The sequence below is a fragment of the Mesorhizobium sp. M6A.T.Cr.TU.016.01.1.1 genome (genome assembly GCF_003952585.1).
GTDB lineage: Bacteria > Pseudomonadota > Alphaproteobacteria > Rhizobiales > Rhizobiaceae > Mesorhizobium > Mesorhizobium mediterraneum.
Window position 1 is genome coordinate 3,267,896 of sequence record NZ_CP034452.1, and the last position, 22,530, is coordinate 3,290,425.

Consider the following 22,530-nt stretch of genomic DNA (forward strand, 5'->3'; position numbering starts at 1 on the left):
CGCCTGCAGAACTCTTCGGAAAACTTCCTTCTGTTGATCCAATGATCGTAATGAGCTGGAGTGGCATCGCCGCTCTCCCCGGTTCTTGCTCTCTCAGTTGAACTTGATGCTAGCCTGCACGAACACGCCGTAGCGCTTTGCCTTCCAATCGTCGGCCTGCGGGGAACCACGACCGCCCATTGCCTCTTCGAAATGAGCGGTGCCGTTATTCGCCACCGCCCAGTAGCGGGCGCCGACGCCGATGTTGAACAAATCCGTGACCTTGTAGTTCAACACCGCCTCGAGTTGGACGCCATGCCCATCGCCGTCTTCGGGAATTAGCTTGATCTTGGGGCGCATGTGGTGCTGATCTTTGCCGTCGAGCCGCGTGAAGAGGAACGCCACGTCACCAGAAAGGCTGAGTCGCGCGGTGAGTTGCGTCTGCCCGGCCAAGCCGAGTCGCAGCGAATGCTAATCGTTGTCCTGGCTGATGAGGTTGACGTAGGTCGGGACGGTTGGCACACAGGTCCTCCAGTTGGTCGCCTGCTGCGTGCAACCGAAAGCGTCGTAGCTCTCGTGCCGGAAATTGTTGCCAACAAAAGCACCGATGCGGTAGCGCGGCGCGTTCAAGAAATTATATCCAAGATCGGCGGTGAAATAGCTGACGCCGCCCCCGCGCTGATCACTGAATGTGTTTGAGTAGCCCCCCCCATTTCTGTAAGAAGTCCTCGTCATGAGAAAACCCTCCCTGATGCCGCCCGCACCGAGGAGGCCTTTACGAAAATGCCAGTCGGATTGTGGATCGCGTTGAAGAAGACTTCACTCGAATGCGCGTCTAGATCGTCATAGGTGAGCCGCGAGACCGGTGACGTACCTTTATGATTGTAAAGGTCCTTCGATGCTTGCCGGTACTGGGCCAGTAGCGTAGTCCACCCTCGAACGAAAAGACTGAGGCCGCCGCCCCGGCTACCGACGCCGACTCGAAATCACCGGCACTCGACGGCGGTTCGGAACTCCTCGGTGCCGCAGCGCCGGCCAAGCCGGACGGGCCCGGTGAAAAATTCGTCGTCGAGGGCAAGGCGCCCGCTGCTTCGCCCGGCCGCGCCGACGATTTTTCTTGGCCGCCAAGGCGGCAGCCTGCGGCCGCGGCCACAACCGAAACGACCACGGCGATCAGTCCGTAAGCTGCCCGGGGCAGCGGAAGGGCGGAAAGCGCCTTCAGATGCCGCACAAGTAGGGTCTCGAGACAGACTCAGCGCGGCAGCACGCTCGATCCCATCAGCGCCTCGTCGATCGAACGCGCTGCCTGCCGGCCCTCGCGGATCGCCCAGACGACCAGCGATTGACCGCGGCGCACATCGCCCGCCGCATAGAGCTTTTCGACGCTGGTCTTGTAGTCGCGGTCATTAGCCTCGACGTTGTTCGAGCGGCGGCTGTCGATGGCGATCGTCATCTGCCCGTCGAGTTCCGACACCGGCCCTCGAGCGGCCGGCCCGGCAAAGCCGATGGCGATGAACGCGAGATCGGCGCGGATGACGAATTCCGTGCCGGCGATCGGTTTGCGCTTTTCATCGACCTCGCAGCATTTGACGCCGCTCAGCTGGCCGTCTTCGCCGATGAATTCGAGCGTCGCCACCTGGAACTCGCGCTCGGCGCCTTCGTCCTGCGAGGATGACGTGCGCATCTTCGTCGCCCAGTAGGGCCAGACCGAAAGCTTGTCTTCCTTTTCCGGCGGCTGCGGCCGGATGTCGAGCTGGGTGACGCGCACGGCGCCCTGGCGGAAAGCGGTGCCGACGCAGTCGGATGCGGTATCGCCGCCGCCGACGACGACGACATGCTGGCCGCCGGCGACGATCGGCTGGGAGGGCCACGCCACCGACTGGATCGGCTCGCCGCCGACGCGCTTGTTCTGCTGCACCAGATAGGGCATCGCGTCATGCACGCCGTCGAGATCGTCGCCGGGAATGTTGGCCGGGCGCGGCGTTTCGGAACCGCCGCAATAGAGCACCGCATCGTATTCGGCGAGCAGCTCCGCCACCGGTTTGTCGACGCCGACATTGACGCCGCAATGGAAGCTCACGCCCTCGCCCTGCATCTGCTCGATGCGCCGGTCGATATAGTGCTTCTCGATCTTGAAGTCGGGGATGCCGTAGCGCATCAGCCCGCCCGGCCGGCTCTCGCGCTCATAGACGTGGACGTCGTGGCCGGCGCGACCAAGCTGCTGGGCGGCCGCCATGCCGGCCGGCCCCGAGCCGATGATTGCGACGCGCTTGCCGGTCTTTTTTTCCGGCGGATAGGGCCGGATATGACCGGTTTCATAGGCCTTGTCGGCGATCGCCTGCTCGATCGTCTTGATGGCGACCGGAATGTCCTCGAGGTTCAGCGTGCAGGCTTCCTCGCAAGGTGCCGGACAGATGCGGCCGGTGAATTCCGGAAAATTGTTGGTCGAATGCAGGTTGCGGATCGCGTTGTCCCAGTCGCCATTGTAGACGAGGTCGTTCCAGTCCGGGATCTGGTTATGGATCGGGCAGCCGGTCGGTCCATGGCAATACGGAATGCCGCAATCCATGCACCGCGCGGCCTGTTTCTCGACCTCCTTGTCCGACATCGGCAGCGTGAACTCGCGGAAATGCCGGATGCGGTCGGAAGCCGGCTGGTACTTGTGCACCTGCCGGTCGATCTCGAGAAACCCTGTTACCTTGCCCATAGTCCAGTCCCTGCTGTCCGGAAGGCACGCCTGACGACGCACCCGTTAACCTCATAAGGCAGCCGTGGCAACCTTCAGTCCGAGGTCAGGATTGCTGATGAAAATGGTTGCCGGGACGCACGGCCTCCCGGCAATTTCCAAATCTATTCCGCCGCCACGTTCATGCGCATGCGTTCCATCTCGATCAGCGCGCGGCGGTACTCGACCGGCATGATCTTCCGGAATTTCGGCCGGAAAGTTGTCCAGTCGTCGAGGATTTCGCGACCTCGTACCGAGCCCGTGTAGTGGACGTGGTTGGAGATCAGCTGGTAGAGCCGCTCCTCGTCGTGGCTGGTCATATCGCCGGATACGTCGACACGGCCCTTGTGGTCGAGGTCACCGCCATGATGGAGCAGTTTCTCCATCAGGTCGTCCTCTTCCGGAACCGGCTCCAGCTCGACCATCGCCATGTTGCAGCGCTCGGCGAAATCGCCCGCCTCGTCGAGCACATAGGCGACGCCGCCCGACATGCCGGCGGCGAAGTTGCGGCCGGTCTGGCCGATGACGACGACGATACCGCCGGTCATGTATTCGCAGCCATGGTCGCCGACGCCTTCAACGACCGCGGCGACACCCGAATTGCGCACGGCAAAACGCTCGCCGGCAACGCCGCAGAAATAGGCCTCGCCCTCGGTTGCGCCGTAGAGCACGGTATTGCCGACAATAATGGACTCGGCAGCAACGATTTTCGTGTTCTCCGGCGGACGGATGACGATGCGGCCGCCCGACAGGCCCTTGCCGACATAGTCGTTGGCAGCGCCCACCAGTTCGAACGAGACGCCGCGCGCCAGGAAGGCGCCAAAGGACTGGCCGGCGGTGCCGGTGAGCTTGACCGAGATCGTGTCCTCGCGCAGGCCCTTGTGCTTGAAGCGCTTTGCCACCTCGCCCGACAGCATGGCGCCGGTTGAACGGTCGACGTTGCGGATCGGCAGTTCGATACTGACCGGCTGCCTGGCTTCGAGCGCCGGCTTTGCCAGTTCGATCAGCTTGCGGTCGAGCACGTCGTCGATCGGATGCTTCTGCCGCTCAGTCCAATGTACCGCCTCGTGCGGCGCATCGGGCTTGTAGAACATCTTGCTGAAGTCGAGCCCGCGCGCCTTCCAGTGCTGGATCAGCTCGCGCTTTTCCAGAAGGTCGGTGTCGCCGATGATCTGGTCGAGATGGGTGTAGCCCATCTCGGCAAGCAGCGCCCGCACCTCTTCCGCCACATAGAAGAAGAAGTTGATGACGTGTTCCGGCGTGCCCTTGAAGCGCTTGCGCAACACCGGATCCTGCGTAGCGACGCCGACCGGGCAGGTGTTGAGATGGCACTTGCGCATCATGATGCAGCCGGCCGCGATCAGCGGGGCGGTCGAGAAGCCGAATTCGTCGGCGCCGAGCAACGCGCCGATGACGACGTCGCGGCCGGTGCGCAGGCCGCCATCGACCTGCAGCGCGACGCGCGACCTGAGGCCGTTGAGCACCAGAGTCTGGTGCGTCTCGGCAAGTCCCATTTCCCACGGGCTGCCGGCATGCTTGAGCGAGGTCAGCGGCGAGGCACCGGTGCCGCCGTCATAACCTGATATGGTGATGTGGTCGGCACGCGCCTTGGCGACGCCGGCCGCAACCGTGCCGACGCCGACTTCCGAGACCAGCTTGACCGATACGTCGGCCGCCGGATTGACGTTCTTCAGATCGTAGATGAGCTGCGCCAGATCCTCGATCGAATAGATGTCATGATGCGGCGGCGGCGAGATCAGACCGACGCCCGGCGTCGAATGCCTGACCTTGGCTATGGTTGCATCGACCTTGTGGCCCGGCAGCTGACCGCCCTCGCCCGGCTTCGCCCCTTGCGCGACCTTGATCTGCATCATGTCGGAATTGACCAGATATTCCGCCGTGACGCCAAAGCGTCCCGAGGCGACCTGCTTGATCGCCGAACGTTCGGGGTTCTTGCCGCCGCCCGGCAGTGGCAGATAGCGGTCGGCCTCTTCGCCGCCCTCGCCGGTGTTCGACTTGCCGCCGATGGCATTCATGGCGCGCGCCAGCGTCGTGTGCGCTTCCCTTGAGATCGAGCCGAAGGACATCGCCCCGGTCGAGAAGCGCTTGACGATATCGGCTGCCGGCATGACCTCGTCGAGCGTGACCTTCTTGCGCCCGGTCTCTTGCGCCAGCTTGATCTTGAACAGGCCGCGAATGGTCTGCGCCTGCGCCGTCTCGCTGTCGATCTGGGCGGAATAGTCCTTGAACGTCTCCCACGAGCCTTGGCGCACGGCGTGCTGCAAGGTCGCCACTGCGTCGGGCGACCAGATATGGGCCTCGCCGCGCATGCGGAACATGTATTCGCCGCCGACCTCGAGGCTGTTGCGCAGCACCGGGTCGTTGCCGAAGCCGTCGGTGTGGCGGCTGACTGTTTCGGCGGCGATCTCGTCCAGCCCGACGCCTTCGATCAGCGTCGCCGTGCCGGTGAAGTACTTCTGCACGAAGTCCGACTTCAACCCGATCGCGTCGAAGATCTGCGCGCCGCAATACGACTGATAGGTCGAAATGCCCATCTTGGACATCACCTTGAGGATGCCCTTGCCGATCGACTTGATGTAGCGGGTGACGACTTCATAGGCGTCGACCTCCGCCGGCAGCTCGCCGCGCTTGTGCATGTCGAGCAACGTGTCGAAGGCGAGGTAGGGGTTGATCGCCTCGGCGCCGTAGCCGGCAAGGCAGCAGAAATGATGCACCTCGCGCGGCTCACCGGACTCGACCACGAGCCCCACCGACGTGCGCAACCCCTTGCGGATCAGATGATGGTGAACGGCCGCCGTCGCCAGCAGCGCCGGAATGGCGATACGGTCCGGCCCGAGCTGACGGTCGGACAGGATGATGATGTTATAGCCGCCGGCGACCGCCGCCTCGGCGCGCTCGCATAGCCGGTCGATGGCGCCCTGCATGCCGGCCGCGCCTTCGTTCGAAGCGTAGGTGATGTCGATCGTCTTGGTGTCGAAGCGGTCCTCGGTGTGGCCGATGGAGCGTATCTTTTCGAGATCGCCATTGGTCAGGATCGGCTGGCGCACTTCGAGCCGCTTGCGGCGCGAATTGCCGACGAGGTCGAAGATGTTGGGCCTCGGCCCGATGAAGGACACCAGGCTCATCACCAGCTCCTCGCGGATCGGGTCGATCGGCGGGTTGGTGACCTGGGCAAAGTTCTGCTTGAAATAAGTGTAGAGCAGCTTCGATCTGTCCGACATCGCCGAGATCGGCGTGTCGGTGCCCATCGATCCGACCGCTTCCTGTCCGGTGGTCGCCATCGGCGACATCAACAGCTTGGTGTCTTCCTGGCTGTAGCCGAACGCCTGCTGGCGGTCGAGCAGCGAAACGTCCCTGCGCAGCGCGCGTGGCTCGACCGGCTTCAGGTCTTCGAGGATGAGCTGGGTGTTGGCGAGCCAGCTCTTGTAGGGATGCCTAGTCGCGATCTCCGACTTGATCTCCTCGTCGGAAACGATGCGGCCCTTCTCCAGGTCGATCAACAGCATGCGGCCGGGCTGCAGCCGCCACTTCTTGACGATCCTTTCCTCCGGCACCGGCAGCACGCCGGCCTCCGAGGCCATGATGACACGATCGTCGTCGGTGACGATGTAGCGTGCCGGGCGCAGCCCGTTGCGGTCGAGTGTGGCGCCGATCTGGCGTCCGTCGGTGAAGGCCACCGCCGCCGGCCCGTCCCACGGCTCCATCAGGGCAGCGTGGTATTCGTAAAAGGCCTTGCGGTCCTGTCCCATCAGCTTGTTGCCGGCCCAGGCTTCCGGGATCAGCATCATCATGGCGTGGGCGAGCGAATAGCCGCCCTGCGTCAGGAACTCGAGCGCATTGTCGAAGCAGGCGGTGTCCGACTGCCCTTCGTAGGAAATCGGCCACAGCTTGGAGATGTCGTTGCCGAACAGTTCGGAATCGACCGAGGCCTGCCGTGCCGCCATCCAGTTGACGTTGCCGCGCAGCGTGTTGATCTCGCCATTGTGGGCGACCATGCGGTAGGGATGCGCCAGCTTCCACGACGGGAACGTGTTGGTCGAGAAGCGCTGGTGGACCAGGATCAGCGCCGTCTCGAAACGCGGGTCGGTGAGGTCCTTGTAGTAGGCGCCGACCTGATAGGCCAGGAACATGCCCTTGTAGACGATGGTCCGCGACGACATCGAGACGACATAGAAGCCGTTGTCGACGCCTTTGGTCTCCTCGTGGATACGGCCGGAAATGACCTTGCGCAGGATGTAGAGCCGCCGCTCGTAATCGTCGTCGTTCTCGATCTCGGCGCCGCGGCCCAGGAACACCTGCCGGTGCACCGGCTCGGAAGCGGCGATGTCGGGCGCCTTGGACAGCGATGAATTATCGACCGGCACGTCGCGAAAGCCGAGCAGCGGCTGGCCTTCGAGCTGCGCCACCTCGGCGATGATGCCTTCGATATGCGCCTGAAGCTCAGGATCGCGCGGCATGAACACATGGCCGACGGCGTAATGGCCGGGCTTGGGCAATTCGACGCCTTGGCTGGCCATCTCCTCGCGGAAGAAGCGGTCGGGAAGCTGCACCAGCACGCCGGCGCCGTCGCCCATCAGCGGATCGGCGCCGACGGCGCCGCGATGCGTCAGGTTTTCGAGCACGGCGAGGCCGTCCTCGACGATCTGGTGCGACTTCACGCCCTTCATGTTGACGATGAAGCCGACGCCGCAAGCATCGTGCTCGTTGCGCGGATCGTAGAGGCCTTGCGCGGCAAAGCCGCTATGGGTTCGCCAAATATTGGTCAGGGACGGATTTTTGACGGCTGCCGCTTTCGTCTGCGCGGCCTTCGTCGCAGATGGCGTCATGTCCGTCATCGTCCTGTCCTCGGTTCTTGCCTGGCGCAGAGACAGGCGGTCGGCTGCGTCCCCCGTCTTCCCCGCCTGTGGGCGCAGGTGGATCGGTGGGCAGCGCCGAGCTTCATGTTGCCAGCCTTACTCCAGTGCCATCTTTGACGGGTCCGGGAGACCCTTAGCGGCAGTATGTTTTGGTGAGTTGATCAGGCACGTCTTCTCCTTGCTCGGTCACGTGTTTGCGGATAACGGCGAGGCTGGGCTGGACGCCTGGGCCGGCCTATTTGTACAACCACGTCAGGGAAATGGACGAATTGGCCAGTAAGCCATTCGACTATCGCCCCTCTTTGGTTTCCTCCTTGGCCGCCCCCTTTCACCTTTTGGGAAAATCCTCTTGCGGAGCCACACAGAGAGCGCCGTAACAAACCTTCTCACCCTTGTAGTTGGCCAGAGCCTGCAGCAACTCGGGTAGAAGGTGCTGTTTCAGGTCGTCCGAGACAGGCTCCGGACCTTCCAGCGCTTTCAGTGTCTGCTCGAGCAACTCGATGGCGCGATCTTTGTTGCCGCTCTCATGATAGTACTGAGCGACCACCGGATAAGACAGGAACTTAGAGCCGCCGCCTTGCGGCAGTGCCACGATGTGTTTGGACAGCTCTTCGCCCATCGCGAAGCGCTCAGCAGACGGAAAGCCGGAATAATCAAAGCCCGGCGCGAAGAGTTGGTATAGCGCCCAATACATCCATTCCTCGGACTTTCTGTCGATCGCGTCGCGAACGAATTGGCGCATTACGGGCAAGCCGGCCTGCATGTCGCGCATTCTGTGAAGCAACAGATTGACATGACTCACTCGGAAGTTGAGTTTGTCCGGTATCAAGGCGATGCCTTCTTCAATCGCCGAGAGCGCCGTCTTCCAATCCTCGGCCTCCATTGCCGGCCGAAGTTTGTCGTATATGGGCTTGGTCAGCGCTTGTTCGCGCGCTATGGTTTCGCCTTCCGCAATCCGCTCCGTATCGGCGGATTTTGCCTGATCGCTGGTGCGCCAGCTGCCGTTAAGCACCTTCGGCAAAACCTCATCGAGTTGCGTGGGATGACCGATAAAGGCGATGTGGCCGTCTCGGTCGACCACGAACGAGGTCGGGACCCCGTAAGAAAAGCTGGGCCCCATCCAAAGCTTGTCCATTTCGCCTGTGGAGTCGAATGCGATCCGATAGTTCAGATTCGGGAATTTTTCGGTCAACCAAGCGTCCAACGTGCTTCGGGCCTCGTCGGCCGTTGGAGCGTCTTCAGAAGCCGCGACTCCGACGATCTCAACGCCGTTGTCCTTGTATTTCTCCTGCAGCTGGATCAGATGGGGCATCCCGTCCACACATGGGCCGCACCAAGTTGCCCAAAATTCGACTATGCACACTTTGCCGGGCTCAAAGCTGGTGAGGGGCTCGCCACGCAGCCAGTTCTCGACTTTAATCGAAGGAGCCGGGGACTCCATCTGCAATACCACGTTGCGGTCCAAAGCTATTTCCAAAGGTTTCTGCACGAGCTGGTTTCCTCTCAGAGACGGCACACGGGTTCAGGGAGGAGCGGATCGCTCGTCTTGCCCCATTGAGTGCAGTCACAGTCACTCAGTGTCAAAAACCATGCCAACGCGCTCAGCGCGCAGTTAGCGCCCATTGCTTCGAAAAACCTCGACAGTGCCCAGATGTTGGTTGTAATGAACCTGACATTTGTCTGACGCTGTCAGCTTTTGGACACGCGATCACGCGCTTCGTGCCGCCAGAAGGCCAGGCCGAGCCCTGTGTTGCCAGCGGTCGCTTCGATGATTGTACCGCCCCGCGCGAGCTGGCCACGCTGTTCGGCATTAACGATCATCGACAACGCAATGCGATCCTTGATCGATCCGCCGGGATTCTGGCTTTCGAGCTTGACGAAGAGACGACACCTGCCGGTATCGAAGCTCTTCAGTTCGACGACCGGCGTCTCCCCAATCAGATCGAGCACTGACGCAAATGGCGGACGCAGGCGAGAGGACGCCTTTGTCGACGGTCGGCGGAACGTCTCGAGGCTCATGCGGCTGCGGTCTCCAGAATGTCGGCATAGTGCCATTGCGCAGCATCGGGATGCGAGCGCAGTCGGCTCTTCAGCAGTTGCGGAACAGTGGATTGTCGGGGTCGCTGGCGGGGGACCCGCTTCGGCAGCCGTTCAGGCGGCAGGTCAAGAAACCGTATGTCGGCATCAAGCAGCGCGCCGAAGAAGAAGGGAATCGAAACAGTGCCCTTCGAAAGACCCAGGGCAACGGAAATCATTGCATCGGGCGAGTTCATGCGCCTGAAGCAGCGCTGCCTGCAACTGCTTCATAGCGACAGGCGGGCGAGACTCTAGCGAGGCTTTCGCCGCTTGGTTGATTGAGGCTCTCGACGAAGCCACCAGATTCGGCGGCCGATAATAGCTTGCTGCTCATTGGGACGTCGACCAACGCCGGGATTGAGAAAGGCAACCCTGCCCCACAAGGCGGGTGTCACACGTGCGGTGCGTCCGCTCGTCACGCCGGATGGTTTTTGAGACCTGGTTTCACGGCTAATCAGATGCACCCCTGTCGTCGTTTCGGTGCAGGCCGCCAGGGGGGCGTGTTGCAGCAGCTTGCAATTAGTTTCGCCACTACGGGGCGTGCGAGCACGGGGCTGCACAATGAGATCATATGCCGGCGTGGGGACCAAAGTGTGGCGCAGCCTTAGAGAACTCAACACCGAGACCGGAGCAACGGAGACTGCTCTTTCGTCGAGCCAGTTTAAATTAGAACATTCTTTCTATAGTTTACGTCAATTATCCTGTTCGATAGCTCTGTCGACTAGCGATGAGACTTTTCAACGCAGCGCGGACATCCGCTGGCCGGATGTGACTTGCTATCCTTTCAAGATCAAACAGGAGAACCCATGAGCAATCCACTCCTTGTCAACCGGACCATTCTTGACTCCGACGTTGTACCGCTGACCAGCCGTGTCGGAGCTGAAATCAGAGGCGTTCGCCTTGGCGGAGACCTTTCGGATGCAGCGATAGCAGCCATCAACCAGCTTCTTCTAAAACACAAGGTGATCTTCTTCCGCGGCCAGGAGCATCTCGACGATGCGGAGCAGGAATTGTTCGCGCGGCGTCTGGGTGACCTTGTACCTCATCCCACGCAGGGGCCGGCAGCCGGCACGGCCTCAATCCTCAATCTCGATTCCGGCCGTGGCGGTGGCAGGGCAGACCAGTGGCATACCGATGTGACTTTCGTCGATGCCTATCCGAAATTCTCGGTCCTACGTGGCGTCGTCATTCCGGCGGCGGGGGGCGACACGATCTGGTCCAACACGCACGCCGCGTACGAGAATCTGCCGGCGCCGCTCAAAATATTGGCGGACAATCTGTGGGCTATTCATAGCAATGCCTACGACTACGCAGCCGTGCGCCCGCGCGCCACAGCCGAAGAGAAGAGGCACTTCGAGGAAGTCTTCACATCGACGATCTACGAGACCGAGCATCCGGTCGTGCGCGTCCATCCCGAAACCGGGGAGAAGTCGCTGCTGCTCGGCAATTTCGTGCAGCGCCTCGTCGGCCTTTCCAAGAGCGATTCCGCCAAACTCTACGAGGTGTTCCAGTCCTACGTCACTGCCCCGGAAAATACCGTGCGGTGGCGCTGGCAAGTAAGCGACGTCGCTATCTGGGACAACCGTGCTACCCAGCATTATGCGGTCAACGACTATGGCGACCAGCACCGGGTTGTGCGTCGCGCTACGGTTGACGGTGACGTTCCGATCGGCGTCGACGGTCGCCGCAGTATAACCCGTGTCAAGGCAGCCAAGCCGGCGGCGAAGGCAGCCTGACCGTCTGAACAGGGTAAAGATGAAAACTTCGTATCGCCGCGGCCATATCGCGCTGCTTAACCGCCCCACAAAGCCTTATGATTTCCGAGAAGCAAGGCGAGTTGCGGGCTCGAGGCTTGGCCCGAAATCGAGGTCCTGCAGCGTAGCGCATGGCTCGAGTCGCTGCTCGTGGCCCCGCTGCAGCGGTACAGGTCCCCCACCGCCCCACCATCTCGCCCGCCCTGCACCTCGGATAGCGATCATTCACCGTTTGTTCATTATGATAGCGCACGATCATAACTGGACATGCTGGTAGCTCGTACATGCCTGAAGGCCCTGCGCGCCGACCCAGCGCCGGGGCCTTTTTACTTCCGCAAAATCGATTCCAGCAACGCGGGCACTTCGCAGGATGTCGCAATCCCGCGCTTGCGATGATACGCCGTACAGCGAATTGCGCGAACCAAACGAATTTGGGTTCCTCAAATATAGAATCGTCGATACCGATCCTGATGGATCGAGCCTCGACGACGAAGTCAACCATCTTCAAACGGAATTATTCAACATTGCCGAGAGCTCCCGGTGTGCCGTCGAAGCCGACATTCGGGAGGTCAGCGGTCACCAACGATCATGGTGATCGCCAGCATCTTTCGTATTCACATGACCGTCGGCCTGGTACTTTCCCGAGGCATGACATGAGTGGGTCTTCCTAGCACCGATTTGGCCCGGTAGGATTTGCAGGGGGCGCGGACAAGCGGATGAACAAACGGAATGATGCTGGAAAACTGCGCGCCTGCTGGGATTTAGCCGACCGTCGATAGGAACATAGCCCTGGTCGACGGCTTTCTGAAGGGCAAGAGTTTCGCCGACCTGGCTCAGGAACATGGCTTGTCGACAACGAGGGTGCGCCAAATCATCGAGAAGGCCGATCGGCTCGTGGGCGGCGGCATTCAGACCAAGACTGAAACGTCCAACGCCTCGCCTCGATCCGATTTCATGGTCGACTATCCCTATGTGTGCAAATTGGCCGAGAAGCACCGGCTGGGTAGCGTCACGCCGCATCATTCTTTGCGGAGCTGGAGCGCGCGGGATCGCTGGAGCGGCTGGTGAAAGCGGTTGCCGGGGCGCACGCCAACAACAACACGTGAGCTGGCGCCTCGTGTGGCAAAAGGAGACGAGAGCCCATGGCCTGCAATGAAGCGATCAAGCATTGCGATCGTGGAACCAAGCTGCCCAGTCGACCATCCGAACCGCGGCCTTCAATGCCAGCTCGCCTTGGAATCGGCCTTCCAGGAATTGGCTGAGCGCGCAGCGGAATCCGGCTGGACCGAGGAGATAGCCACGCGCTCCTCGAACTCGCCGGCGCGCGCCTTAGGAGCGACTCCGCCAATGACGAGACTGAGAGGACGATTAATCGTGCCAGGGCAACGAGAGAGCGGCAGGTTCAAGAAGCTTCGCCTGACCCGATAGGAACGTCGCTGCGCCAAAATTGGCGGTGAAGGCTGACCGCGGCCGAGTCGGGCAAGCGAGCGAAGTGCTGAAATAAGGGCGTGAGAATCCAAGACATCGTTTGTAGAGAGCATCGAGCTTCGCGAGATTGTGGTATAGGATCGACCGCAGGTGTTCTCGGAGCGCTCGCAGAACCCGGGATTCTTCCGCGGCACCCGCCAAGGCGAAGAACGATCAGAGTTGCACGATAACGCTTAAAAGCGAGCCTTCCTCCGAAAGTCTGCGCGCGCAGTTCCACGGTCCGATGCGCTTTCATAGCTATTCCAATCGCCGCGCCCATTCTCTCCCGGATCAGGTCCAGCGGGTCTGCAGTGCATGCGCCCCCAAAGTGGACGCCATTGGGCCGGGTGAACCGGGCTCGATTGCGCGCCGAAGGCCCGTTCCAGGCCCGGAAATCCGGGTCCGTCAGGGCGAGCGCGTGCGGGTCGAGGTAGAGAACGGCCTTGCCGAGAAAACGACCGTGCACTGGCATCGCGTGCGTGTGCCACATGCCATGGATGGCGTGCCTCACCTCACGCAGAAGCCGATTGGAGCGGGCGAGCGCTTCGTCTACGAGTTCGACGCCGTCGACGTCGGCACCTTCTGGCATGACCCGCACCAGAGGAGCTTCGAACAGGTCGGGCGCGGACTTTATGGTCCGCTGATCATCGAGGAACCGGCGGCGGTGCGGGCCGATCGCGAGGTGACCTGGATGCTCGGTGACTGGGGGCTGACGAAATCTGGCGCAATCAGCGAGGATCTCGGCAACCGGCACGACATTCACCACGATGGCCGCGTCGGCAACACGGTTACCATCAATGGCCGCGTGCCGGATACCTTTGCGGTCAGAAAGGGCGAGCGCATCCGGCTGCGGCTGATCAACGCCGCCAATGCACGCATCTTCAGTCCCGACTTCACGGGTTTTCGGCCGGCCGTCATCGCGCTCGACGGCCAGCCGGTGACGCCACACGCGCCGGAGGCGGGTGGTGCTGGGTCCCGCAATGCGCACCGATCTGATCCTCGACATGACAGGCAAGCCGGGCAGCCGGATTTCGATCTTCGACCGGTTCTACGAGGGGCTGGAATATGAGCTCGTCGATCTTGTTTATTCCGACACTCCGCTTAGGGCACGTGTGCTTGATTGGCCGCTGAACCTGCCGACCATTCCGCTGCCGGAGCCGGACCTCGATACAGCGTCCCGCAACGAAGTCGTCTTCACCGGCGGCATGATGGGCGAGATGGTGGCGCAGGACATGGGTGAAAGCATGGGTCCGGGGACGATGAATTCCGGCACCGCCTGGTTCATCAACGGCGTCGCCGCCGACGAGGCCAATCACGACATGAAGCCGGGGCTGACGCTCTTGCGGAATAAGAGCCACGTCATCGCCACGACCAACGCAACCGCGTGGCATGATCCGATCCATCTGCACGGCCATTCCTTCCGGGTGATTTCCCGCAACGGCCAGCCCACCCCACGTCGCGAATGGCAGGACACGGCGCTGGTTTCGCCGCGCGAGAAGGTCGAGATCGCCTTCGTCGCCGACAATCCCGGCAATTGGATGTTCCACTGCCACGTTCTCGAACACCAGGCGGCCGGTCGCCTGACCAGTCCACAAGCCGAAGGAGAAGCAAAAATGTCCAATACCCTGATAGCTCTTGTCCTCGCCTCGATCCTGTCAGGCGCCGCTCCGGCGTTCGCCGGCGAAAGGACGTCACGCTCTACAAGAACCCGCAATGCGGCTGCTGCGAAGGTTATGCCGGCTATTTGCAGGAAACGGCTTCGCTGTCACCGTCAAGGCCGACTCACGACCTTTTCGCCATGAGCCGCGAAGAGGGCATTCCGCCGGAAGCCGATGGCTGCCTTCTCTCGTTCATCGACGGCTATGTGGTGAGCGGCCATGTGCCGGTCGGCACGGTCAACAAGCTCTTGACCGAGCGGCCCGACATCAAAGGGCATGACGCTGCCCGGCATGCCGATGGGCTCCCCCGGCATGAGTGGCACGAAGGAAGCGCCCTTCGAGATTCTCGAAATCCGGAAGTCTGACGGGACCGGCGGCGTCTACGCCACGGAATAGGAGGCTTCGATGATGGAATGCATGAGCGGCATGATGATGTTCGGCATGGGCCTGGTGTGGCTGCTTGTCGTCGTCGTGCTCGTCCTCGGGACGGCCGCGCTGATCAAGTACCTGTTCTCCAGCGGCGGCAAAGGAGAAGGGCGTCGGTCCTCTTATGGATGCGTGGCCGCGGCAGGCCTCGGATTGGTCTGGACATTGCCTTGGCTCGCCAACCGGATGGCCGGTGGCGGCGCCCCGGCCGCGGCGATAGCGCTAGGCAAGACGGTTTTAGCCAGGCGAAGGTCAGCGCGATTGGAAAGCCCGCTGCCTTCGGGACGCATGCCGGCGCCGGGACCGGCCGCGGTCGTCGGCGGCGGCTACCAGAGCGACATGCCGGGCTTCGGGAATGTCCTCACCGACGAGGAGATCCGGGCCGTTCTGGCCTTCATCAAAAGCACATGGCCCGAGCGGGAACGCGCCTATCAGGCAGATGAGCCGCCGGGAGCGGGAGCAGACACAGTGAGACCAATCCTAGCCGCGGAGCCCTCGAACGCCCCCAACCGGAATGCATTGTCCATGAAAGCGAAACCGTCGCTTGCGATTCAATTTCTGGCGCTGATCCTCGCGACCTCCGCGCTGGCCCACCATCCGGGCGCCGATCTCGACAAGATGAGGGACAGCGCGGAGAGGTTCTTCCAGGCGATCGACGAGCAGGCCGCGCCGCCTTTCGAACTGGCCGACGCGGACGGAAGGGCCGTCCGCCTTTCCGATTTCTCCGACAAGATCGTGGTGCTCTACTTCATGACGAGGTAACCTTGGAAGAAGAAGGCGACGGCCACTGGCGGCAGGATGGCAAGCACGCTGGCCGCAAAAAGCGGCCCATACTCATAGAAGCGGGCCGGTTCTGTCGCAAATCGTGCTTTTGGCCACAACTGGACGCTTTCGCGCGCTTATGGACCAGCTCACATGTCCAACAACGCAAGCAGATGACAGGGCTCGACGTGCCCCGGGGTGGCGCCCTACTTCCACGCTCGCACTGTCACACTCCCGCCGAAAGGCGGGTTTAGTGAGTTATGGCAGTGACTGTGCCACCAGTCCAAACGTCGAGTTTCGCGGCAACTTCGACACTTTCCTTAGCTGACTTGCCCAAAACCAGCGCGGCCAAAGCATACTGCTTGCCGCTCCCGATGGCATAATATTCACCTTTCACGGGATCACTTGGCAGCCAATTGCCGTCCAACAATACGGCTTCCCCATTTTTGCGCACTATCAGCGCCTCAAATTCAAAATTGTCGTCGTTGCGCGGCACAGGAATATCAGAAACATCCATGCCCTTCTCAACCCAGTCTCGAACGGCCTTTGGAATACCCAAGGACGAAGAGGAAACGCCGATGAGTGTGCCGTCGCATAAGCGAAACACCTTCGTTTTCTCACCGACGGATACTGAGTCAAAACCCAAGGCTCGGCCGTCGCCAGCCATGGTTCCGTTCCTGTAAGCTATTGTTGTCATTGGCACCCTTCTATCGCTACATCAAACTTCAGGACCTTGCGCATGTCCCCTGTGTCAAGGTCACTGACCGACGGCCTATTTGCCTGATACACGATACAGGCTGCGCTCCTTGAGTTCGCGCACGGGTGGCCGTCATCTTGCCGCCTTCGCGCAATGCCTTGAACAGGCCGAGTCTGTCCCCCAGCGGGAATGACAACCACCTCCATGTCGTTGAAAAGCAGGAAATCCGTCACTTTGCCTCGTCGGTAACGGGCGGAGCCGGAGCGGTCGTCACCGGGCAAGCGCGGTCGCAGTAGGTATCCTGGGCAGCCCGTCAGACATGGATGGCTCCGGTTGTGGTGACGGGGAGGGCGATAAGCAAGTTCGGGCCAAGTGATTGTTCCGCGGCTGTATGTTTTGGTGAGGTGATCATGCGACTTCTTGTTGGTCGGTCACGTGTTTGCGGATAACCAGCATGCGCTGTGCCAAATGAGAAAACCATTTAAAGTCAATCCAGCAGATCTGACTGTATTCCGACATTGTCGGAAATTGGACATCGCCGAACGCGAGCGCTCGGGGCTTGTGATGATACTTGGGCGTGCTGCTTCGGAGGAGGGATGCGCCTCGTACCGGCCGCGAAGCCTTCCTGCATTTAAGGCGCCAGATCAATTGAACGCGCATACCAGTCAGCCGTCCCGTCGTTTAGTCCAAATGGCGATCCATCTCAGCGCGCTCACGCCATCCACCTTTCTGCGCGACCCAAGCTAAACACGCTCGGCGATGATTAGGATACCGACTACATCTGGACCCGCCCGGCCCTGCTCGCCTGCGAGACTTGAGGCGTTCGTCGATCGGATAGAGGTTTCGATTCAGGAGACGTGCTTCGTGATGCGGCCATGATAGGCCGGTCCCTCACCGACTGCCGCACGCTCGGAAGAAGCCAAGGTAGGCGACAAGCCTCTGTGGATCGCTGAAGCGCCGAATGTTGCCGATTGCCGCGGCAACGTTCGCACCCACGGTGACGTCGGAGGCAACGTCATCAGGCGACGGATTGTCGGATCTAGTGGGCATGCACCGCGATATCCGCCTCGACCACCGTCAACGCCTCGTTGATCTGATGATCAAGCCGAGGTGGCACTCGATGGCGGCGCGCTCAAGGAGCAGCATGCGAACACCTACTCCTAGCGCCGCTCCTGGAGTCCTATTTCCGCCGGCGCCTGACGAAGCAGCGCAATGCGACTCCCGCGACCGTGGCCAGCTATCGCGATGCCTTGCGCATGCTGATCCTCTTTGCCGCCGCCCGATTGCGGAAGAAGCCGGCGGCGTTGGCGCTCGAAGAGCTGATCGAGATCTCGTTCTCGCTTTTCTCGACGAACTCGAGGAGAAGCGGAACAATTCCGTCACCACGCGCAACGCCCGCTTGGCCGCGATCCGATCTTTCTTCCGCCACGTCGCTGCCGCCGACCCGGCATCCTTCGGCGTCGCCCAACGCGTGCTGACGATTCCCATTAAACGGACGCACATTGACGTGACGTACCACCTCACCACGGCCGAAGTGGACACCCTCATCGCGGCGCCCGATCCAAAGACGCCCCGTGGTCGGCGCGACGAGCCTTTCTGCTCTTCTTGGCACGGACCGGCGCCCGGGCCTCCGAAGCCACCGGCGTCAACGCAAACGACCTTCAGTTGGAGCGGCCGCACCCACAAGTGCTGCTGCGCGGCAAAGGGCGTAGAGACCGCGTCGTCCCCATTGCTAAGGACCCGGCTGCGGGCGCTGACATCCTTGTTGAGCCAGCGCGGGATCGCCCATCACGAGCCGCGACCGATATTCCTCGGCGCCCGCAACGAGCGCCGGGCCTACCAGACCGGCTTTGGCCGACAAGCCCATATCGCCGCACATCTTCCGGCACTCCCTCGCCATGAAGCTTCTCCAGTCCGGCGTGGACCTTTTGACGATCCAAGCCTGGCTCGGGCATGCACGGGTCGCCACGACCCACCGCTATGCCACAGCGGATGTAGAGATGATGCGCAATGGACTCGAGAAGGCGGGCGTCACCGGCGATCACGGCGTGCGTTTCCGACCAAATGACTCCGTTCTGCAACTGCTGAACTCCATCTGAATCTTTATGTGGCGGAGGCAAGCTGGGTTTGGCCGGTCCGAAGGGGTCAGGGCGGCTCCGCCACATAATCTCGCCCGACGCATAAATGCGGATCCCGGCCCGATGTCTCCTGAACCTGCAGAGCGAGACCCTGCATTCCGCGACGCATATCGGTCCGGCCCACCGCCAACCAGATCCGCACCTGGCTCGGGACCGGGATCATGACACGCCCCGCGCCTTCACCATCGCCGCTGCCAGTGTTGGCGGCGTGGTCAGTGGAATCCGCAGCCGCACCTTGCCGGCGACCTCCAGCTCGATCACCACTGGCGGCGGGAGCGGCTGGGCGCGTTCGTCAAGAACGTCTTCAGTTGCCGGCTGCCCGGTCTCAGGTCGAAACAGCTCGTTGCGCCAGTATCGGCTGCTGGGGCGCGACGCTGTGTCACAGGAAGAAAGGAAGGTCACCTTGGAGCTCAGGTCAGTCGCCCCTCGGGCTTTTTGCCTATGGCGGCAAAGGGCTCAAGCAAGCCCGAGCTTTTTCCTGAGCTCGGCGTTTTCTTTCCGGAGCCGGTCAGCGAGGAGCTTCTTCAGACGGGCGTTCTCTTCTTCAAGCTTCACAAGATCCTTGAGCTCATCGCTCTGTGTTGTCTGCCCAGCAGCCCTTTTCCAGTGATAGTACGTCTGTTCCGATATTCCAGCGTTCTGAACGGCTGCCTTGATACTCTCTCCCCGTCCGATCTGCTTCTCGATCTCGCCGAGCTTCTGGGCACGCTCGTTCTCAGAGTAATTTCTCCGCGCTGCCCGGACTGTAGGCGAAGCGATCGCTTTAGATGAAGACGCCTGAAGAGCCGAGCTGGCGGCGCTGGTTCGTATAGCACCTGCGCGCTGCGCGGTCCGCTTCCGCGTCTTCGGCGCCTTTATATCGGGTGTCTGTTCCTTCACGGGCACCTCGCCTGCTGCCTGGGTTGCCTCAGTTTCCTTAAGGTTGGACATCAGAAACTCCCTGCGATTTCAAACATCTATTCTAGCACGCAGCATCTAGAACTTATGGGCTTTGTCAACTGCGGCCACAAAACCGTGCTCGCCAATGTCGCCGTCCGACGCGTTAACATGATGCCAGTAACTGCGGCAATGCAATCGGTTCGCAATCCGCAACAAAGAGTATCGGCTGGATGTGCACGACGCCCCAGTCTCTGAAACAGCGTAGCCGCCCGGTAAGAGCCGCTTTCAGTCTGCCTTAGAAACAAGGTGGTCGGTCGCCACTCCCGCGCATACTATCCGTCTACTCTTGCTCCTCGCACGGCGCCAGGTCCTCGTCATCGATGCCGGGCAGCGTCGCAGCGGCTAAGCCAGCCACTCGCATTGCTCCCTGACAGGATGGTGCCGATCCTGCTGAGATCGCATGCTGGCGCGACGTTGCTTTGCGGCCACCGTCGCGCCTGCCCGTGAACTGTTCGCGCCTGTGCTCATGCTCGCCTTGACACCCTCGATGGGTCCATCCGGGATGGTCAACCATCCGGAACATAGCGGGCAGGCGGGCATCTTCACCAGCAGTCTCTGTGTCGCTCTCGTGGCGGCAAACAAGATCGAGGCTGGCGGGGTGATGATCAACGGTCCTCGAACCATCGATTTCGATCGCGGTGGCCGTTCAGTGCGTTCAAGCACGAGGCGCCGTTAGACGGCACCGCAGCATCATAGCGAAGTGCCATGCAGGACGACTCCCTGCAGCATCGTCTCGCGCAGCCAAACACTTGCCGGATCACTGTTGTGAACGGCCGGGCGTTTGACGGCCTGTGACGCGAAAAGGCAACGGAAGATCTAGCATTTATGGGGGAAATGTTTTTTCGGAGTGCTTGACCCGCAGGAAGGGCAGGGCATGACTGCCTATCGCCCGACCCGGCAAGGCCGCACTCATGACCGGCTGGGCTCGGATCCTGCATGCCGCGCCCATGAGGTTGCGCTCTGTCGGGAGTGCGTCGAGCACAACGAGGAGATGTAGTTCACGACCTTTGAAACGCGTGGTCAACTATCCAAAGTGTGGATGCCTTTCATCGAAACAAACGATTTCATCAATGTTCTGGAATCCTGCATGGGCAGAAGCACCTGACGCACACCGATGCCCCCACTGCCTCATGGCGTGGCGAGCGTCTTAAGAAACCGCCCGAAAGGAGATTTTTCATGCGCTCTACCGGGCAGTGGAGTGCTGGGAAAGGGAGTTGCAACTGACCGGCCATGTCAAACTGTCCGACTTCTTCCGAGCCTATGGACAGACTGGAAACCTTCCAGCCATTCGAAAGCAGGCCGCAGTTGGGCCGGCGCGAGACCCGAAGCCCGCGCAATCGGCTACGACGCGCACGGTGTAGCGGCTCACATCGTCATACTGCACCTACGCCACACACCGGCCGGACCTGATCCGGCTTTATGAGCATTGGGCTTTGTCAGACGCACAAGCGTCGTGGCTTTCGCGACGCGGCGCGCCTCAGGAACTGAGCCGCGTCCAGGTCGAAACGCGGGAAAGAAAGACAGGAAACAGAATGGCCGATCAATTCGCAACGGACGTCATTGCCCTGATCAAGAAACGCGCCGAGTCGGAGAGCGGTGAGGGAATGCCTGCGTCATTCGTCGGCGAGATAACAATCGCCACGGAACTGGACGCGCTCGGGTTCGATTCGCTGGGTTTGGCGGACGTCCTCTGGGATGTGGAGCAGGCCTACGGCATCAAGATCGACATGAACACGGCCGATGCCTGGTCCAATCTCAAGAATGTCGGCGACGTCGTGGAAGCCGTCCGCGGCTTGCTTGCGAAGGAGGCTTGAATGGACAGGCGCGTCGTTATCACCGGAGTGGGCGGCCTGTGCGGACTGGGCACCGACGCCGCCTCTATCTGGAAAGAGATGCGCGAAGGCCGCTCCGCCATCGGCCCGATCGCCAATTCCGAGCTTCATGACCTGGAGGGCATGACCGGCGCTGAGATCAAGGCGCTGCCCGAGCACGACATCAACCGGGGGCATCTCATCTCCATGGACCGCTTCAGCTTGCTCGCCGTGCTTGCAGCGCGCGAAGCCATGCGGCAGGCCGGACTTTCCTGCGACGAAGGGAATGCCCATCGCTTCGGCGCTACAGTGGGCGTCGGATTTACCGGTTCATACGCAACAGAACAAACTTACCGCTCACTGCTTTTGGGTAGCGCAATCCGTGCTGAACTCTTCACTGGAGTAAAGGTGATGCCCAGCGCCGCTTCCGTCCATCTTAGCTTGAGCCTCGGCTTGCGCGGGCCGGTCTTCGGGGTGACCTCCGCATGTGCCTCGGCCAACCATGCGATCGCCTCGGCGGTGGATCAGATCAAGCTGGGCCGGGCCGACGTAATGGTTTCCGGGGGCAGCGACGCGCCGTTCGCATGGGGCGTGCTGAAAGCATGGGAAGCAATGCGCGTGCTTTCACCCGATACCTGCCGGCCCTTCTCCGCCGATAGGAAGGGCCTGGTGCTGGGCGAGGGTGCGGGCATGGCCGTGCTGGAAAGCTACGAGCATGCCACGAGGCGTGGTGCCACAATTCTTGCCGAGATCGCCGGCGTCGGCCTTTCCGCCGATGCCTTCCACATCGCCGCGCCATCTGTCGAGGGGCCAGCGTCGGCGATGCGCGCCTGCCTTGCCGATGCCGGGCTGAATGCCGAGGACGTCGACTACCTCAACGCGCACGGCACCGGTACCAAGAGCAATGATCAGACTGAAACGGCGGCGATCAAGCGTGTGTTTGGAAACCACGCTTATTCGATGTCCATCTCTTCCACCAAGTCCACGCACGCGCATTGCCTCGGCGCAGCGAGCGCGCTTGAAATGATCGCCTGCGTGATGGCAATCCAAGAGGACGTCGTGCCGCCGACCGCCAACTATCGCGAGCCAGATCCCGCTTGCGACCTCGACATCACACCCAATGTGCCGCGCGAGCGCAAGGTGCGCGTCGCCATGAGCAACGCCTTCGCCATGGGCGGCACGAACGCAGTTCTGGCATTCAGGCAGGTGTAGAAGCCATGC

23 protein-coding genes and 3 pseudogenes are annotated in these 22,530 nt (G+C 61.4%); 14 read left to right on the forward strand and 12 right to left on the reverse strand.

The window, feature by feature from the left end:
• Window positions 1-93 precede the first annotated feature (93 nt).
• Together EJ075_RS15745 and EJ075_RS15750 are read right to left on the reverse strand one after the other, a co-directional pair.
• Complete coding sequence (locus tag EJ075_RS15745) at window positions 94-432, reverse strand: hypothetical protein (RefSeq protein ID WP_126104959.1); 339 nt, start codon at window positions 430-432, stop codon at window positions 94-96.
• 18 nt (window positions 433-450) lie between these two features.
• Window positions 451-714, reverse strand: coding sequence for a hypothetical protein (locus EJ075_RS15750; protein WP_126104960.1), 264 nt, complete (start codon window positions 712-714; stop codon window positions 451-453).
• Between the two features lie 254 nt (window positions 715-968).
• On the opposite strand from EJ075_RS15750, the pseudogene EJ075_RS33580 reads away from it, so the two are divergent.
• Window positions 969-1,163, forward strand: a pseudogene (locus tag EJ075_RS33580) (DUF459 domain-containing protein); the annotation flags it as partial.
• 68 nt (window positions 1,164-1,231) lie between these two features.
• Here the strand turns inward: EJ075_RS33580 and EJ075_RS15760 are convergent.
• The 5 genes and pseudogenes from EJ075_RS15760 to EJ075_RS15780 all read right to left on the reverse strand — a co-directional run bounded on the left by EJ075_RS15760 (window position 1,232) and on the right by EJ075_RS15780 (window position 9,854).
• Window positions 1,232-2,686 (reverse strand): glutamate synthase subunit beta, encoded by a 1,455-nt coding sequence (locus EJ075_RS15760; RefSeq protein ID WP_126104961.1) that lies wholly within the window; start codon window positions 2,684-2,686, stop codon window positions 1,232-1,234.
• Window positions 2,687-2,829: 143 nt separating this feature from the next.
• Window positions 2,830-7,560 carry a glutamate synthase large subunit gene (gene gltB, locus EJ075_RS15765; RefSeq protein ID WP_126104962.1) on the reverse strand — a complete coding sequence of 1,577 codons (4,731 nt, stop codon included), beginning with the start codon at window positions 7,558-7,560 and terminating at the stop codon, window positions 2,830-2,832.
• Between the two features lie 349 nt (window positions 7,561-7,909).
• Window positions 7,910-9,022, reverse strand: a complete 1,113-nt coding sequence (locus tag EJ075_RS15770) for a TlpA disulfide reductase family protein (protein ID WP_126107345.1) — start codon at window positions 9,020-9,022, stop codon at window positions 7,910-7,912.
• A gap of 290 nt (window positions 9,023-9,312) precedes the next feature.
• Window positions 9,313-9,600: pseudogene (locus EJ075_RS15775) on the reverse strand (pyridoxal-phosphate dependent enzyme); the annotation flags it as partial.
• Complete coding sequence (locus tag EJ075_RS15780) at window positions 9,597-9,854, reverse strand: hypothetical protein (protein WP_126104963.1); 258 nt, start codon at window positions 9,852-9,854, stop codon at window positions 9,597-9,599. The pseudogene EJ075_RS15775 and the gene EJ075_RS15780, both read right to left, overlap by 4 nt.
• A gap of 609 nt (window positions 9,855-10,463) precedes the next feature.
• Here EJ075_RS15780 and EJ075_RS15785 point away from each other — a divergent pair.
• From EJ075_RS15785 to EJ075_RS34145, 6 genes are all read left to right on the forward strand, one after another.
• Window positions 10,464-11,393 carry a TauD/TfdA family dioxygenase gene (locus EJ075_RS15785; protein ID WP_126104964.1) on the forward strand — a complete coding sequence of 310 codons (930 nt, stop codon included), beginning with the start codon at window positions 10,464-10,466 and terminating at the stop codon, window positions 11,391-11,393.
• An 879-nt stretch (window positions 11,394-12,272) separates the two neighbouring features.
• Complete coding sequence (locus EJ075_RS15790) at window positions 12,273-12,479, forward strand: hypothetical protein (RefSeq protein WP_164547116.1); 207 nt, start codon at window positions 12,273-12,275, stop codon at window positions 12,477-12,479.
• An 817-nt stretch (window positions 12,480-13,296) separates the two neighbouring features.
• A complete protein-coding gene (locus tag EJ075_RS33585; RefSeq protein WP_245458163.1) occupies window positions 13,297-13,947 on the forward strand; it encodes a multicopper oxidase domain-containing protein in 651 nt (216 codons plus the stop codon).
• Complete coding sequence (locus EJ075_RS33590; protein ID WP_245458164.1) at window positions 13,844-14,680, forward strand: multicopper oxidase domain-containing protein; 837 nt, start codon at window positions 13,844-13,846, stop codon at window positions 14,678-14,680. The genes EJ075_RS33585 and EJ075_RS33590 overlap by 104 nt, the downstream gene beginning before the upstream one ends.
• A complete protein-coding gene (locus EJ075_RS33595) occupies window positions 14,677-14,901 on the forward strand; it encodes a DUF411 domain-containing protein (protein ID WP_236372580.1) in 225 nt (74 codons plus the stop codon). The genes EJ075_RS33590 and EJ075_RS33595 overlap by 4 nt, the downstream gene beginning before the upstream one ends.
• A 52-nt stretch (window positions 14,902-14,953) precedes the next feature.
• A complete protein-coding gene (locus tag EJ075_RS34145; protein WP_245458165.1) occupies window positions 14,954-15,724 on the forward strand; it encodes a redoxin domain-containing protein in 771 nt (256 codons plus the stop codon).
• A gap of 250 nt (window positions 15,725-15,974) precedes the next feature.
• Here EJ075_RS34145 and EJ075_RS15825 read toward each other — a convergent pair whose 3' ends face one another.
• Together EJ075_RS15825 and EJ075_RS33605 are read right to left on the reverse strand one after the other, a co-directional pair.
• The gene (locus tag EJ075_RS15825; protein ID WP_063169404.1) at window positions 15,975-16,391 is read right to left on the reverse strand and encodes a hypothetical protein; all 417 of its coding nucleotides are present in this window, start codon (window positions 16,389-16,391) and stop codon (window positions 15,975-15,977) included.
• Between the two features lie 1,267 nt (window positions 16,392-17,658).
• A complete protein-coding gene (locus tag EJ075_RS33605) occupies window positions 17,659-18,033 on the reverse strand; it encodes a hypothetical protein (RefSeq protein WP_245458166.1) in 375 nt (124 codons plus the stop codon).
• Here EJ075_RS33605 and EJ075_RS33985 point away from each other — a divergent pair.
• Together EJ075_RS33985 and EJ075_RS33990 are read left to right on the forward strand one after the other, a co-directional pair.
• Window positions 18,027-18,323 carry a hypothetical protein gene (locus EJ075_RS33985; protein ID WP_281033164.1) on the forward strand — a complete coding sequence of 99 codons (297 nt, stop codon included), beginning with the start codon at window positions 18,027-18,029 and terminating at the stop codon, window positions 18,321-18,323. The two genes, EJ075_RS33605 and EJ075_RS33985, sit on opposite strands and share 7 nt — an antisense overlap.
• The gene (locus tag EJ075_RS33990; protein ID WP_236372574.1) at window positions 18,272-18,520 is read left to right on the forward strand and encodes a tyrosine-type recombinase/integrase; all 249 of its coding nucleotides are present in this window, start codon (window positions 18,272-18,274) and stop codon (window positions 18,518-18,520) included. The genes EJ075_RS33985 and EJ075_RS33990 overlap by 52 nt, the downstream gene beginning before the upstream one ends.
• A 46-nt stretch (window positions 18,521-18,566) precedes the next feature.
• Here EJ075_RS33990 and tnpB read toward each other — a convergent pair whose 3' ends face one another.
• The 3 genes from tnpB to EJ075_RS15850 are packed head-to-tail and all read right to left on the reverse strand — an operon-like array spanning window position 18,567 to window position 19,489.
• On the reverse strand, window positions 18,567-18,722 hold the full coding sequence (tnpB, locus tag EJ075_RS33995) for an IS66 family insertion sequence element accessory protein TnpB (RefSeq protein WP_095488107.1): 156 nt from the start codon (window positions 18,720-18,722) through the stop codon (window positions 18,567-18,569).
• Window positions 18,719-18,961: a transposase gene (locus EJ075_RS33615; protein WP_245458167.1), complete on the reverse strand. Its 243-nt coding sequence runs from the start codon at window positions 18,959-18,961 to the stop codon at window positions 18,719-18,721. The genes tnpB and EJ075_RS33615 overlap by 4 nt, the downstream gene beginning before the upstream one ends.
• A 54-nt stretch (window positions 18,962-19,015) precedes the next feature.
• The gene (locus EJ075_RS15850; RefSeq protein ID WP_095488108.1) at window positions 19,016-19,489 is read right to left on the reverse strand and encodes a transposase; all 474 of its coding nucleotides are present in this window, start codon (window positions 19,487-19,489) and stop codon (window positions 19,016-19,018) included.
• A 409-nt stretch (window positions 19,490-19,898) separates the two neighbouring features.
• Between EJ075_RS15850 and EJ075_RS15855 the strand changes: the two genes are divergently transcribed.
• The 5 genes and pseudogenes from EJ075_RS15855 (at window position 19,899) to EJ075_RS15870 (ending at window position 22,521) form a co-directional block, all read left to right on the forward strand.
• On the forward strand, window positions 19,899-20,174 hold the full coding sequence (locus EJ075_RS15855; protein ID WP_063169403.1) for a hypothetical protein: 276 nt from the start codon (window positions 19,899-19,901) through the stop codon (window positions 20,172-20,174).
• Window positions 20,175-20,372: 198 nt separating this feature from the next.
• Window positions 20,373-20,495, forward strand: a complete 123-nt coding sequence (locus EJ075_RS34000) for a hypothetical protein (protein WP_281033468.1) — start codon at window positions 20,373-20,375, stop codon at window positions 20,493-20,495.
• Between the two features lie 179 nt (window positions 20,496-20,674).
• Window positions 20,675-20,879: pseudogene (locus EJ075_RS15860) on the forward strand (acyltransferase); the annotation flags it as partial.
• A 151-nt stretch (window positions 20,880-21,030) separates the two neighbouring features.
• The gene (locus tag EJ075_RS15865) at window positions 21,031-21,312 is read left to right on the forward strand and encodes an acyl carrier protein (RefSeq protein ID WP_029356603.1); all 282 of its coding nucleotides are present in this window, start codon (window positions 21,031-21,033) and stop codon (window positions 21,310-21,312) included.
• Window positions 21,313-22,521, forward strand: a complete 1,209-nt coding sequence (locus EJ075_RS15870; protein WP_126104966.1) for a beta-ketoacyl-[acyl-carrier-protein] synthase family protein — start codon at window positions 21,313-21,315, stop codon at window positions 22,519-22,521.
• Window positions 22,522-22,530 lie beyond the last annotated feature (9 nt).